General features: G+C 45.6%; 14 protein-coding genes. 11 read left to right on the top strand and 3 right to left on the bottom strand.

Annotated features, from left to right (window positions below; genetic code table 11):
* Window positions 1–46: 46 nt before the first annotated feature.
* The 10 genes from IPJ71_16600 (at window position 47) to atpC (ending at window position 8,299) form a co-directional block, all read left to right on the top strand.
* On the top strand, window positions 47–940 hold the full coding sequence (locus tag IPJ71_16600; GenBank protein ID MBK7845274.1) for a ParA family protein: 894 nt from the start codon (window positions 47–49) through the stop codon (window positions 938–940).
* Window positions 933–1,982 carry a ParB/RepB/Spo0J family partition protein gene (locus IPJ71_16595; GenBank protein MBK7845273.1) on the top strand — a complete coding sequence of 350 codons (1,050 nt, stop codon included), beginning with the start codon at window positions 933–935 and terminating at the stop codon, window positions 1,980–1,982. Before IPJ71_16600 ends, IPJ71_16595 begins: the two co-directional genes overlap by 8 nt.
* Window positions 1,983–2,005: 23 nt before the next feature.
* Entirely contained in the window at window positions 2,006–2,356 is a 351-nt protein-coding gene (locus IPJ71_16590) for a polymer-forming cytoskeletal protein (protein MBK7845272.1), read from the top strand.
* A 103-nt stretch (window positions 2,357–2,459) separates the two neighbouring features.
* Window positions 2,460–2,906, top strand: coding sequence for an ATP synthase F0 subunit B (locus tag IPJ71_16585; GenBank protein MBK7845271.1), 447 nt, complete (start codon window positions 2,460–2,462; stop codon window positions 2,904–2,906).
* Window positions 2,903–3,475, top strand: a complete 573-nt coding sequence (locus IPJ71_16580; GenBank protein ID MBK7845270.1) for an ATP synthase F0 subunit B — start codon at window positions 2,903–2,905, stop codon at window positions 3,473–3,475. Before IPJ71_16585 ends, IPJ71_16580 begins: the two co-directional genes overlap by 4 nt.
* The gene (gene atpH, locus IPJ71_16575) at window positions 3,472–4,020 is read left to right on the top strand and encodes an ATP synthase F1 subunit delta (GenBank protein MBK7845269.1); all 549 of its coding nucleotides are present in this window, start codon (window positions 3,472–3,474) and stop codon (window positions 4,018–4,020) included. The genes IPJ71_16580 and atpH overlap by 4 nt, the downstream gene beginning before the upstream one ends.
* Before the next feature lie 2 nt (window positions 4,021–4,022).
* Complete coding sequence (locus tag IPJ71_16570; GenBank protein MBK7845268.1) at window positions 4,023–5,549, top strand: F0F1 ATP synthase subunit alpha; 1,527 nt, start codon at window positions 4,023–4,025, stop codon at window positions 5,547–5,549.
* Between the two features lie 9 nt (window positions 5,550–5,558).
* Entirely contained in the window at window positions 5,559–6,440 is an 882-nt protein-coding gene (atpG, locus tag IPJ71_16565) for an ATP synthase F1 subunit gamma (protein MBK7845267.1), read from the top strand.
* 14 nt (window positions 6,441–6,454) lie between these two features.
* Window positions 6,455–7,855, top strand: coding sequence for a F0F1 ATP synthase subunit beta (gene atpD / locus IPJ71_16560; GenBank protein MBK7845266.1), 1,401 nt, complete (start codon window positions 6,455–6,457; stop codon window positions 7,853–7,855).
* Between the two features lie 39 nt (window positions 7,856–7,894).
* A complete protein-coding gene (atpC, locus tag IPJ71_16555) occupies window positions 7,895–8,299 on the top strand; it encodes an ATP synthase F1 subunit epsilon (GenBank protein ID MBK7845265.1) in 405 nt (134 codons plus the stop codon).
* 7 nt (window positions 8,300–8,306) lie between these two features.
* Here atpC and nagZ read toward each other — a convergent pair whose 3' ends face one another.
* A complete protein-coding gene (gene nagZ, locus IPJ71_16550) occupies window positions 8,307–10,016 on the bottom strand; it encodes a beta-N-acetylhexosaminidase (protein MBK7845264.1) in 1,710 nt (569 codons plus the stop codon).
* Window positions 10,017–10,065: 49 nt separating this feature from the next.
* Here nagZ and IPJ71_16545 point away from each other — a divergent pair, with 49 nt between their 5' ends.
* Complete coding sequence (locus IPJ71_16545; GenBank protein MBK7845263.1) at window positions 10,066–10,926, top strand: hypothetical protein; 861 nt, start codon at window positions 10,066–10,068, stop codon at window positions 10,924–10,926.
* 14 nt (window positions 10,927–10,940) lie between these two features.
* Here the strand turns inward: IPJ71_16545 and mfd are convergent, their stop codons facing one another.
* Entirely contained in the window at window positions 10,941–13,025 is a 2,085-nt protein-coding gene (gene mfd / locus IPJ71_16540; protein MBK7845262.1) for a transcription-repair coupling factor, read from the bottom strand.
* On the bottom strand, window positions 12,941–14,536 hold the full coding sequence (locus IPJ71_16535; protein MBK7845261.1) for a hypothetical protein: 1,596 nt from the start codon (window positions 14,534–14,536) through the stop codon (window positions 12,941–12,943). The genes mfd and IPJ71_16535 overlap by 85 nt, the downstream gene beginning before the upstream one ends.
* Between the last annotated feature and the right edge of the window lie 125 nt (window positions 14,537–14,661).

Raw genomic sequence — 14,661 nt, 5'->3', positions numbered from 1 at the left:
TAGCCTTCAGGCTCGAATTGAGACCGCAAAGAATGGGGATAATATTATGGCAAGAACGATTTGCATAGCGAATCAAAAAGGGGGCGTTGGCAAGACCACATCTTCGGTGAATATTGCCTCATCGCTGGCATCTTTGGGGCGGAGGGTACTTCTCATTGATATGGATCCGCAAGGAAATGCCTCAAGCGGATTGGGAGTTAAGCGATATGAGAATCAAGAGAGCAGCATCTACCACGCACTGATTGGAGAAAAGGAATTACGAGAAGTAATTCAAACCACTGAAAATCCTCGATTATGCGTTGCGTCAGCTAATCCGGATTTGGTTGGGGCAGAGATTGAGTTGGTGGATGTTTCTCAGCGGGAATATCGCTTAAAACAGGCAATAGCCACGGTCTCCCCACAATTCGATTATATCATCATTGATTGTCCCCCCTCTTTGGGACTTCTGACAGTCAATTCCCTGTCCGCAGCAGACACTTTCCTCGTCCCCCTTCAATGTGAATATTATGCCTTGGAGGGGCTGAGCCAGTTGCTCAATACGGCGGGGCTGATAAAAAAGAATCTAAATCCCCAGTTGAAAATAGAGGGTATTTTATTAACTATGTTTGATACCCGAAATAACTTAAGTCATCAAGTTGTAAAGGAAATTCAGACACATTTCGGAGACAAAGTATTTAAGGCTGTGATACCGCGAAATGTCCGTTTGAGTGAGGCTCCAAGTCATGGGAAATCAATCCTTGATTATGACCCTAAATCGATTGGAGCTCAGAAATATTTAGATTTGGCTCATGAACTGGACGCAAAAGTTTTTGGTAAATTTGGCAATGAGCCGGAAATATCTTTGGTGCAAGCATCTATGAGAGATGAGAACCGATCTACTTCTTCTGAATTAGGACTGACTGATTCACCCAATTACGCGGAGAATGAAGCAAATGTCTGAGTCATCGAATTATCAGATAAAAAGACCAGCAAGGAAGCAGGCCTTAGGTCGAGGGCTTGGGAGTTTGCTTGGAGAGCCAGTTTCAGAGCCATTGACTGATCATGTCACCACAAATCCCATTGATGCGTTCAGGATGGCTCAGCGGTCTGATCCATCAAAAGTCGATGCGGAGTTCGCTGCCCAGACTTTGGAAGGCCTGCAAATGCTACCAGTCATGCAGGCCAACGTGCCGGACACCGCCAGGGTTTGGAAAGTTGCTATAGAAAACGTATTTCCAAATAAGAATCAACCACGCCAGTTGTTCTCGTCGGAAGCCTTGAAGGAATTATCAGATTCAATCAGAGAAAAGGGAATTCTGCAGCCTATCGTCGCAAGGAAGATGAAAGACGGAGGTTACGAAATTGTTGCTGGAGAGCGTCGGTGGCGGGCAGCTCAACTGGCTGGTCTCCATGATGTGCCTGTGATTTTAAAGGAAATTGATGATCAGGAAGCTCTGGAGCTGGCACTCATTGAGAACATTCAGCGCTCAGATTTGAATCCCATGGAAGAAGCCGAGGCTTACGCCCACCTGATAAAAAAGTACAACTTAACACAGCAAAAGCTCTCGGAGAAAGTTGGCAAAGAAAGAGTGACGATAGCCAACACAATGCGTCTTCTTAATTTGGCACCCGAGGTACGCGCCATGGTATCAAAAGGAGAACTTTCTCTTGGCCAGGCTAAGGTATTGCTATCTGTCGAGGACTTTGCCTCACAGCGTCGTCTTGCCGATAGGGTTAAAAATGATAGGCTTTCGGTTCGGGCGACCGAAAAATTGGTTCTGAAGGCATTTAAAGAGCTGGATCAGGCTGAGAGAGCAACTGAGTCTGGAGAAAACATCGCAAAAAGGACCGCGCGTGGTTTAGCTGACGACATGCAAAAACTACTTGGAACCAAGGTCGACATTGATTACTCGTCTGGACGAGGTAAAATTTCTATCAGTTTTTATTCTGATGATGATCTTAACAATCTTGCAGAAAAGATTAGGTCAGCATGGCTGAAGTAGACAGATTTCCATCATTTTCGGCAATGGCACAGGCCTCAGACAACGTACACATTGGTCAGGTGACTGCTTTGCTTGATCATGGCGCATCCTTTGAGGGGCGACTCTCCTTTGAAGGGACTGTCCGGATCGGTGGTACCTTTCAAGGCGAAATTTTTACTAACGACACTCTGGTAATTAATCCAGGGGCAAAAGTTGAAGCTCAGATAGAAGCGGACGTGGTAATAATCAGTGGAATTGTAAAGGGCAATATTTTTGCGCGCAGCCGAGTCGTCATGCATCCCCCTGCTGTATTCAAGGGAACAGTCACAACGCCGAGTTTGAGAATAGATGAGGGGGTTGTTTTCGAGGGCGCTTCCTATATGCCCAAAACATAAGCGATTATCACTTCCTTTTGCCTTGACCCGTCATTCAATGAATTGATAAATGCTATCGCGCTGTTGCAGTTTATTGATTCTTTTTTACGGGGAATTCAGTGCTATGGATGTTCTTTCGGCTCTTGGCGTGGATGCCACACTGGGGATCCAGTTTATTATATTTTTGGTCTCATATATATTTTTGGTCAATGTTGTTTTTAAACCCTATCATCGTGCCTATGAGGAGCGGGTAAAAAGAACACTGGGGAATGCGGAGGTTGCCGAGCGAATTCTTGCTGAAACAAAGGAGCTTGAAGTCGAATTTGAACAGAAGGCAAGGCTTCTGAATTATGAGACAAAAGGTATCTTTGATAGTGAAAGATCTGAGGCAATGAAGGAGTACGATCGAACGGTTAGTCAGGCGCGAGAGCGAGCCAAATCGACAATGGAGAGAAATCGAGTCTCTATTGTGCGAGAGCTTGCGAGAGCTCGTGAGTTTATGAAGTCAGGAACCCCGGACATATCGCGTGGAGTGGTGGATAAATTAATAGGCCTTGAGGTGGAGAAATGAACAGAGTGATCACCCTCCTCAATTTATTGTTATCATTTTCGGCAGCCTGGGCTTCTTCGGAGGGTCATGGTGGTGGTGAGCATGAAATTCCTTGGGCGGCTCTTTATCCACAATTCTTGAATTTTACAGCCGTGATTGTTCTTGTTGTGATTTTTGGACGGAAAAAAATTGCGGCCCACTTTCACGGTCGAAAGGCCATGTATGCAGACCTTGTCACAAGATCTGAATTGGCCAAAAATCAGGCCGAAGACCATAAGCAAAAAATTGTTGAGAGACTAACGAAGTTGGATCAGACGACGTCGGATAGCATTCAGAGGGCCAAGGCTGAAGCCTCTGATTTAAAAAGAAATATTATCCACGATGCACAGGCAATAGCAGCGAGACTTGAAAGGGATGCTGTCCGGTTTAGTCAGTTCGAGTTGGATCGCGCTAAAACGGAACTGCGTAATGAAATCATTTCTCAGGCCTTTGATGGAGCTGAGTCGATTCTTTCCAAAGATGTCAATGCTGGCAAACATAAACAGCTCCAAAGTGAATTTACCGCTAAAATAAAGGTGGTGGGGCGATGACTGTCTCTGAAGTATCCACTCGATATGCCCGGGCCCTTTTCGAAATAGCTGTTGATCATAAAAAGGTTTCTCAGGTTCTTGAACAGATTCGCCTTGTGAGTCATCTTTGTAACGCCGATAGGGACATCGAATTATTTTTCAAGTCTGCGATCATTAAATCTGACGAGAAAAGAAAAGTTCTGGAAAATTCTCTCAAAGAGAAAGGGCTCTACGAGCCTGTGGAGTCTTTTGTTTTTTTGTTGGCAAAGAAGGGTCGAATGGCCTTACTACCAGAGATAGCGGAGTCTTTTCAGGAATTGACTGACAAGGCAAACGAAGTGACCCGTGGGGTTGTGTATTCTGCGTCTGCCTTAATGCAAGAAGATCGAAGCGCTATTGAAAATGCAGTGGCTTCGTATCTTGGGAGAAAGGTGATTCTTTCCTACAAAGAAGACCCAAAGCTATTAGGTGGTCTTGTTGCGCGAGTAGGCAGTTTTATTTTTGATGATACGCTCACGACTCATTTAAAAAGATTGAAAGAAGAACTTAAGAGGAGAGCTCACTGAAAATGGAAATCTCAATAAGAGCGGACGAAATTAGTCGAGTCCTAAAGGAACAAATAAAAAACTATAAAAAGAACGTGGAAGTTTCAGAATCCGGCACCGTGCTCTCTGTTGGAGATGGAGTTGCCAGGGTATATGGACTTGATAATGCCATGGCCGGAGAATTGGTTACGTTTCCGGGTGATATTTCAGGAATGATTCTCAACCTGGAGAAGGACTCTGTCGGAATTGTGATCTTTGGTGAAGACAAGGAGATTCGCGAAGGTGATACTGTCAAGCGAACCGGCAAGGTTGTACAGGTGCCAGTTGGAGAAGGGCTTCTGGGGCGAGTGGTAAATGCCCTGGGTGAGCCTGTTGATGGTTGTGGTCCGATTGAATCTTCTCATCATCGGATTGTCGAATTGAAGGCACCAGGCATAATTAAACGACACCCTGTGCATGAGCCAATGGCCACTGGAATTAAGGCCATTGATTCGATGATCCCAATTGGACGAGGGCAGAGGGAATTGATTATCGGGGATCGTCAGACGGGGAAAACCGCCATTGCGATTGACACAATCATTAATCAGAAGGGCAAGGACGTTCAGTGCTTTTATGTTGCGATTGGACAAAAACAATCGACAGTGGCACTTGTCGTTGAAAAGCTCCGACAAGCCGGGGCAATGGAATACACGACGGTTATTGCGGCGACTGCGAATGAGCAGGCTCCCTTACAGTTTTTAGCACCCTATGCCGGTTGCACCATGGCGGAGTATTTTCGAGATACTGGAAGGCATGCGCTCATCATTTATGATGATTTGACCAAACAAGCCCAAGCCTATCGACAAATGTCGTTGCTCCTTCGCCGACCTCCGGGAAGGGAGGCCTTTCCGGGCGATGTGTTCTATTTGCATTCGCGTCTTTTGGAACGTGCGGCTAAGTTGAGCGAGGATGCGGGATCAGGTTCACTAACGGTTTTGCCTATTATTGAAACGCAGGCTGGGGATATTTCAGCTTATATTCCTACCAATGTCATTTCAATCACAGATGGCCAGATTTTCCTGGAATCAGACTTGTTCTATAGAGGAATGCGGCCGGCGATTTCAGTGGGTAAATCCGTTTCTCGCGTAGGTGGAGCAGCCCAAATCAAGGCCATGAAACAAGTGGCAGGAACATTGAAGCTTGAACTTGCACAATTTCGCGAGCTGGAGGCCTTTGCTGCTTTTGCTTCAGATTTAGATAAAGCGACACAAGCCCAGTTGGCCCGTGGTCGAAGACTTGTGGAGATTTTAAAACAAGGGCAGTATAGCCCGTATGCTGCTTCCCAGCAGGTCGTGATCATTTATGCGGCGACAAACGGCTATATTGACAAAATTCCAGAATCTGATGTGAAGCGCTACGAATCGGAGCTGATGGATTTTCTGGTTCACAAGCACGGTCGAGTTATTCAGCTTTTAGATGAACACAAGGCCATTAAAGATGAGGTGAAGGCGGCCATCGTGGATGCTCTCGAAGAATTCAGCTCCATATTTGTAGCCTCCTCAAAGAAATAAAGGTAGTCCATGGCTAGTTTGAAGGATATTAGAAACAGGATCGCGAGTGTGAAAAACACTCAACAGATCACGCGAGCCATGAAAATGGTGTCTGCGGCAAAGCTGAGGCGTGCTCAAAATAATATTCTCAATATGCGTCCATACTCCCGAAAAATTCTTTCAGTTATTGCTGATATTGCTTTAACGCACAGAGTGAATCACTCTCTCTTGAGTCCCAGTGTTCACCCGCAAAAGACGCTGTTAGTCGTTATCACCAGTGACCGCGGACTCTGTGGCGGTTTCAACGGCAGTGTGAGCAAGTTCGCTGAGAGATTCTACAAGGAAAACAAGGGCAAATACGAGGTTTTGGATTTTTTGTTTATTGGTCGCAGAGGTTCTGAATATTTCCGGCGAAGAGAAATTCATGGGATTGAGACAATAACCAACTTGGCCCGCGATATTTCCTACGGACTTGCCGCTGAGGTTTCGGAGCGTTTGTTGAAGAGTTACTCTGAAGGTGGATATGATGAGATACGGCTAGTCTATAATGAATTTAAGTCAGCAATTTCACAAAATCTCACGGTTGAAACACTTCTTCCAGTGGATCTCAGCAAGGGGAGTTTTGATCAGCAAGAAGGGGCGCGCTTTTCTAAGGATCTTATATTTGAGCCGCCTCCCGAAGATATCATAGAGGATCTGTTGCATAAGCATTTTTCTGTGCAGGTCTATCGTTGTATGTCTGAGAGTATTGCGGCCGAACACGCCGCTCGAATGACGGCGATGGAAAATGCAACCAACAATGCGAGAGACATGATTTCTTCTTTGACACTAACTTATAACAAGCTTCGCCAGGCCTCCATCACAAGGGAACTAATTGAGATCTGCAGTGGGGCCGAGGCATTGAAGGAATAGAAAGGGAGTTTAGAATGGCTAATGGAAAAGTACTACAAGTATTGGGTCCTGTGGTAGACGTTGAGTTTCAAGAAGGCGAGCTGCCCGCAATTTATACAGCTCTCAAGGCAACTAATAAATCGATTGATGATCGTTCAGGAAACCTTGTTCTTGAGGTTGCACAGCATTTGGGCAATCGAGTTGTTCGAACAATAGCGATGGACTCATCTGAAGGGCTTGTTCGGGGAACCCATGTTGAAAATACAGGCCAGGCCATTACAACTCCCGTAGGAAATGCGGTCTTGGGTCGAATTATGAACGTAATTGGCGAACCAGTTGATGAGCGCGGCAAGATCGAGGCAAAGGAATTTTGGCCAATTCATCGTCCATCGCCAAAGTTTGAAGACCAGGCAACGGCCCAGGAAATTCTCATGACGGGGATTAAGGTCATTGATCTTCTTGCTCCTTATGTAAAGGGTGGGAAGATTGGACTTTTTGGCGGAGCGGGCGTGGGAAAGACTGTTCTAATTCAAGAATTGATTCGTAACATTGCCACAGAACACGGAGGATATTCTGTATTTGCCGGGGTTGGTGAGCGAACCCGTGAAGGAAATGATCTTTATCGAGAAATGACTGAGTCTGGTGTTATTGCCAAGACATCTCTGGTGTTCGGACAGATGAATGAGCCACCTGGAGCACGGGCCAGAGTGGCACTGACTGGCTTAACTCAGGCTGAATATTTTCGTGATGTTGAAGGACAGGACGTTTTACTCTTCGTGGATAACATTTTCCGATTCACTCAAGCTGGCGCTGAAGTTTCGGCCTTGCTTGGTTGGATTCCCTCTGCTGTGGGATATCAACCAACTCTTGGAACAGAGATGGGCGCTCTTCAGGAGAGAATCACATCAACAAAAAAGGGGTCCATCACGTCAGTCCAAGCGGTGTACGTACCTGCAGATGATTATACAGATCCTGCACCAGCGACAACGTTTACGCATTTGGATGCAACGACAAATCTGGATCGAGACATTGCGGCTCTCGGTATTTATCCGGCGGTACATCCATTGTCGTCAACGTCCCGAGTGTTGTCTGCCGATGTGGTTGGAGAGGAGCATTATCGTACAGCTCGAGATGTTCAGGCTCTTTTGCAGCGGTACCGTGAACTTCAGGATATTATCGCAATTCTTGGTATGGACGAGCTGTCAGAGGACGACAAAATGGTTGTGACTCGCGCGCGTAAGGCACAGCGTTTCCTGAGTCAGCCATTTTTTGTTGCAGAGCAGTTTACAGGCATGAAGGGAAAGTACGTTGACGTCAAGGATACCGTACGAGGCTTTCGTGAGATTTTGGATGGTGTTCATGATAGCCTGCCCGAGCAGGCCTTCTATATGGTTGGAACGATTGAAGATGTAAAGGAAAAAGCGAAACGCCTCTAAGTCTAGAGATGGGCGGAGATTGTTTTGGAGGTAGCTCATATGTTTACTCTCACTCTGGTAACTCCGGAGAAGAAGTTACTCACCGATGTCGAGATTGAGGAAATTATCGTTCCCGCCTTTAGAGGTGAGTTGAATATACTTCCTGGGCATGCACCGCTCATGTCTACCTTGGGAATTGGACTTCTTCGGTATCGTCTCAAGGATTCTAAGACATTTGAATCTGCGGCGATCAGTTGGGGATATTGTGAAGTGAATCCTCAGGGCATTAATATTTTGGCTGAGACGGCCGAAGCCAAAGAAGAGGTTGATTTTGATCGAGTGCGCCTCAGCTTGAAGGCATCGGAAAGTAAAATCAAATCAGGTCGCCTCACCGAAAATGAGATCATTAAATTTCAGCGGAAAATCAAACGAGCGCGAACCCGCCTTCAGTTGGAAGACAAATAGTTGTACTTTAATTGATTGGGGTTGAATTTGATTTGAGTTGATTCTGTCTGGATTCCAGGTCTTTGGTTGAGGGCTCTCTTTGAGTCTCAATATTTGCAACTGGGTTTTTTAGAGATTCTGCCAGCCAAGTACCTACGTTGAAGTTCGCGGCGTTAATGTTGATAACGCCTTGGTAATCTTCACCATTTGAAATATTTCCTGGGTGGGTTGTGTTGATTACGACAAGGCGTGCTTTTGTTGGTGAATCCAGGTTATTTAGTATTCGCGCGCTTCCAATTCCGGTGACATAGAATATACCAAGCGCATGAGGGTGATTTTTCAGTATCTCCGAAATTTTGGGATCTTGGTCTGGTGACATGAGTTTAATGGATGCTCCCCGACCCCAGGTTTCTCGAAATTTGTAGAAAAATTTGGCATCGGCCGTGAAGATGATTGCTTTCTGAATTTCGACACCCGAACCAATCAACTGAGGAGAGCTGCGGAGACCTTCATTGAAGTTTTCTCTTGCGATTTCCTCAGAGATTTTCTTAATGTCAAAAATCACTGAAGCCAATGTTTCAGAAAGTGGCAACTCGCTGGATCTCACTTTAGCAAGATATGACTTAACTGCAATTTTGAAACTAAGGATTCGTCTCATCTTCTCGTCAATTTGTGAAACAGAGAGACGGCCTGATTCAACAGCTTGAAAAACAGCCTCGAATGCGGCCTCCTGCTGAGCGGCTGTCCAAGCTACCATCACAAGATCGCATCCTGCCTCCAAGGCACGAACAGCTCGTTCCCCGACGTTTCCTCCGATACCAGCTCCAACCATTTCTACATCATCAGTTATGATCAATCCAGGATATTTGAGTTTTGTTCTTAATAGATCATGAAGAAGAATTCTTGAAAATGTAGCTGGAAGCCCCGATGGATCAATCTTGGGAAATGCAACATGAGCGACCATAATGGCGCTAGGATATTGAAAATTGCCGAACCATTTGAAGGGAATTAAAGAGGATCTTTCGAGTTCCTCTAGAGTGTCGTATTTGACTGGAAGCAACTTGTGGCTATCGGAAACAATATTTCCATGACCAGGAAAGTGTTTGGCAGTGGGGATCACACCAGAAGACATGAGGCCCGTAGAAAATGCCTCACCCATAAATTTAATTTTGTCTGGATTCTCTCCGAAGGATCGATTGCTGATAAATGATTTCTTGAATGGATTTGAGAGATCAAGAACGGGTGCCAAATTCATGTTGAAACCCAAAAGTGAAAGAAGTCTTCCCGTAAGCTCTCCCACCTCTCGAGTCAATTTTGTATTTTGAGACATTCCTAAAGCCAGGGCGCTTGGGGCTGATGGATTGATTTTGATTCTCGCAACCTTGCCCCCTTCCTGATCAACCATGATAAATAGGGGGAGATCCAAGTGTTTTTGAGATATTTTTTGTAGATCTCTATTCAGCATTGAAATTTGCGTGGCGGACTTGATATTTCTACCAAAGATAATAACTCCTCCTGGCCGAAGGCGATCAAATCGCTTTTGAAGTGCAGTATCCATATCAGTTCCTCTGAAGCCAAAAACAAAGAGTTGGCCCACTTTGTCCCTTATCGTCATGGAAGCCAATCTGTCCTGTGCTTCGGTTTCTGTCTCTTGGTCCTTAGGAAGGGGTACTATCTGGGCATTGCTTGGATGATTTGGCGTGAGAATAAACAGGACCAAAGATGTGATTGTACGCACAGAATACCTTCGGTAGATTTGTCCCAGGAGAAAGAGGGTCTTTTCAGTTATGATTCTAACGATGGAGTGCATTGATCAACCAATTCGCATAGTTCTTATTGCAATACTTCTCGGTGTTCTCTCGACAGAATTTGACGAAAATGCGATGGGTATGGACCAAAGCCCTCCTGGTTCTAACTCTTCAAAATCCTCCAGAATCGCCAAGAATCGCCGCCCAAGTTCAGAGGAAAATCTGAATGACGGATTCATCATCGTTGAGCCTCATAATCAGCTCATTTCAGCTACCCGAGGTGAAGGCGCTGTGCTGCGTCCCTATCTAGAGCGACGTCGTGAGTGGGGAAAGACATTTAGCCTTTCCTATAGCCAATTCGTTCCAAATTATTATGAACCAAATTTCTATTCGGAGAACTTTGACACAATCTATTCAAGCGACGATTTGCCGCTCATTGAAATGACATTCTCTTGGAAGCGAAATTTTCATTTTGGATCACTGGGCGTAGAACTCGGCCTTGGAGCCTATCAGAATGAGTCTGACGTCGAGGAGCTGCCTTCGACTCTCAAAATCTACCCCATTCGATTGGGCGGAGTTTTCGCCATTGATGGTCTGTCGTCTGAGCCATACCTTGTCCCGTATCTCTCTGGTGGTCTCTACACGATTCATTATTCGGAATCAGTGGCAAGTAGTTCCTTCAACGGCTTTACTCAAGCAGCCTTTTATGCAGGAATTGGAGTTCTCTTTCAATTGAATTGGTGTGATCCTAAGGCAGCCCTTGATTTCTATTTGGAATCGGGGGTTGAAAACACGTTTCTCTTTCTAGAGGGTCGAAAATTTCTTTCGTCATCTGCAACCAAGGATCCAGATTTCGAAACAGATTTTTTCCCCACGGCTGGTATTCGAGCAGAATACTGAGACAAATGGTCAACTCAATGAACGATTCTTTTAGGACACATCCCACTGAGCAAATTGAGTTCATCACAAATCGCAGGCCAGGAAATATTATTCATTCTAATAACCAATCGGCTATCTGGCGTAAGACTGAACTTCCTATTTTCTCTCGTGGTTAATTCTAAAACTCGGGCAACAGGTAATGGTGTATTGTCAGTAAACGAAAGAGAAAGTCTTTTTGGCCCAGCCGAAATATCGCGAATTCCCAGATCACAACACATTTTGCGAATCAGCATGACTCCAAGCAAATTAAGAACTTCGTCTGGTGGCTTGCCAAATTGATCGCGGAGTTCATCTTCCAGTCTTTCCAAGTCTTCGGGGCTGGAAATATCGGTTAGGGCCTTGTAGTAATAAAGGCGAACCCGAATGTCGGGTATATACTTGTCCGGAATAAAAGCGGGTATTCTCAGATTTATTTCAGGATCGATCTCGTCTGCCTTTTCGGGTTCTCCTTTGGCAGCCCTGATGGCATCCTCCATGAGTTCCATATAAAATTCATATCCGACAGCATTTATGTGTCCGGACTGGTCTTCCCCCAATAAATCACCGGCGCCGCGAAGTTCAAGGTCGTAGTGCGCGATTTTTATTCCACTGCCAAGGGAGGTATTTTCTTGGAGCACACGCAATCGTTCCTGTGCCTCGGGATCAAGTCGACGCTGAGGCGGGATGAGGAGGTAGCAATAGGCCCGTTCTTTGCTTCGTCCCACTCTTCCCCGCAATTGATAAAGCTGACTCAATCCAAATTGATCCGCTCGATCAATAAACATTGTGTTCGCACGTGGAATGTCCATTCCGGATTCAATGATCGTCGTGCAAAGTAGCATATCAATCTCGTGATTAAAAAAGCGAACCATGGTCTTCTCCAAATTATCTTCGTCCATCTGGCCATGCGCGACGGCCATACGAACCTCGGGCACTATTTGTCGAAGCTCGTCGGAGAGGCCATAGATGCTTTGGATCCGATTGTGAATAAAGAATATTTGTCCACCACGACTGACTTCCGCGAGAATCGCCTTGCGAATGGTTTCTTTGTCAAACTTGCAGACAAATGTGCGCGTCGGCAAGCGATCAAGCGGTGGGGTGCTGAGCAAACTCAAGTCCCGTATTCCCATCAGGCTCATATTCAAAGTTCGAGGGATTGGAGTGGCAGAGAGGGCCAGCGTATCGACACTTGCCTTCATTTTGCGAAGTGCCTCTTTGTGCCTAACCCCAAATTTTTGTTCTTCATCCAAAATAATCAGGCCGAGTTCTCGAAATTTGACATCCTTACTTAGGAGTCGATGAGTGCCGATGATGATATCGATTTTACCTGATGCCAGATCAGTCAATGTTTCCTTTGTTTCTTTGTTAGAAACAAAGCGATTGAGAGGTTTGATATTGATTGGCCAATTCCGAAAGCGACTTCGAAAAGTTTGAGTGTGCTGAAAGGTGAGAACCGTCGTGGGAGCAACTATGGCAACTTGTTTGTGACTGGAAACAGCTAAAAATGCGGCCCTCATTGCCAACTCGGTCTTGCCAAACCCGACATCCCCACAAATCAACCGATCCATTGGCTGATCCTTATAGAGATCCCCTTCGATTTCTCGAATGGCAGTCAATTGATCCTCCGTTTCTTCATAAGGAAACGCATTCTGGAAAGCAAAGTAATCATTGTCAGGAGACGCAAAAGGAGGCCTTTTGATTTGCGCGCGTTTTGCGTATAGTTGGAGAAGCTCAAGGGCAATATCACGCAAATGGTGTCGGACTTTTGTTTTGGTTTTTTCCCAGCCAGTCCCACCCAATTTATCGATAAAAAGAGGATTGGTTGGCCCCGAATACTTTTGGATTTGTCCAATTCGATAGATAGGTAAATAGAGACTATCCTTGTCCTTATATCGAAGGTGAATCATCTCGTTTTGAACTCCCTGGATGGGCATGGTTTTCAAACCCTCGTAAACTCCAACTCCATGGAGTTTGTGAACAATGAAGTCGCCTGGCTTTATGTCCCCAAACGTGATGGCATTGGCCCGCTGGGTGAGGTACCTTCCTTTCGATATTCCCTCTTTCCAAGTTTGGACCCCCAAAAATCAGAGTCTTTCAAAAAAATGAGTTTGTCCGGATTGGACTTAATCGTCTTAGGACATGGGCCTACAAGAAGATGAATGAAGCGTCGATTTTGATTCTGTTCTGAACGAAGATCATCCCAAAAAACCTTGCGTTCTTCAATAGTTTGAGAATCAAAACCACACTTTTCCAGGAAAACATTCAGGCGACTTGCGTTTGAATGAGAATGAGTACAGATGAATACCGCAAATCCCTCATCTCTCAAATGAGACAATTTATCTTTGACGTATGAGATTTGTTCATTCGGCTTGCTGATCAGCGCAACGGCCTGCTGTCGAAACTCAGCCATGTCTGGAGCAGGGTATTCAATAATATCTTGGGCTAAACTGCCTTGAGGTTGATTTTGGTCGTCATTCTCAAAGTTGATTCGAGAGAATTCAATCTCAAATCTGGACTCAGGCCAATTCAAGGCTTCCAACCTCGAGTAGAGATCTTCAGGGCTTGGACGCAATGCCATGTCAGGGGAGTTTTTAAATCCGTCTTTTAGTGATTCCCAATATATATCTTGGGACCGAGAAATCTCCAGCGGATCAAGCGATATAATTGTAAGGGGAGAACAAAAATGGTCAAGGGGGGTCTCGGCAAGAGGGTAAAATTGAGAAAGAAGAAACTCAATTCCGGGAAAGTACTGCTGTTGGCTGAGCGAATACAAGATCGCATCAAGATCGGCCGAATCAAGCTTGCGTCCGTCCGTCATATTTCGGAAACGACCGATTGTTTGCTGAAGATCATCCTCTGAGTAAATAATTTCGTGAGGGGGTAAAACAATGATTTCGCTGATCTCATCGCTCTGACTTCTTTGGGATTCCGGGTCAAAATTCCGGATTGACTCAATTTCATCAGCAAACAACTCGATCCGAAAGGGTTGATCAGATGATGGGGAATAGAGATCCACGATCCCCCCACGTCTGGAGTAGCCACCAACCTCATCAACAATGCTGCAGGCATGGTATCCCAAGCTCTCCAATGTCTTGAAAAAGTTGCTATTCAAGGTTTGACCCTTGGAAATTCTGAGGCTTGCCCGAGCAAGGAGGGAGAAAGGAATCGTCTTTTGCAGGAGGCCAGCCATAGAGGCAATGAATACCTGTCCAGGTTTTGCGTTCTGGGCTTCATAAAGCCAGCGCACTCTAGCCGCGGCAAGTCGCGGATTGGGATATAAGCCCGAATAGGGGTTCACATCAAAGCTGGGCAGCTCCATGATCTTACGGTCCGGGGCAAAGAAATTGAGGCATTCGGTGAGCGGCCGAAGCTCAGCGTCCGATGGAACGAGCAAGAGGCGAGCTCTTTGTTGGTCCCAAGGGGTGTCACTTGTTGCGAGAGCCGACGCGAGTGAATAGGAAGACGTGCCTATCACCCTTACTTTGTTATCTGGTAACCTCAAAAGTCGCTCAGAAATTAGTTTTATGAGTTTTAGCTCTAGGGAGCTCGGATTGCTGAACATTGAATCCCTTGCAGTTCCTTTAATATCCATATTTCCTTCTGTGGTTTGATCGCTCCCTAAGGCTATACTCCACTATTGCGCCATGCTCCATCGTCTCTTGAGCAGCGGGTTTTGAGGATTTTTCCTACAAACGATATCTTCTTGATTCCATTCAA

It is taken from the genome of Bdellovibrionales bacterium (genome assembly GCA_016714165.1).
GTDB lineage: Bacteria > Bdellovibrionota > Bdellovibrionia > Bdellovibrionales > UBA1609 > JADJVA01.
This window is presented reverse-complemented; position numbering and strand designations above follow the sequence as displayed.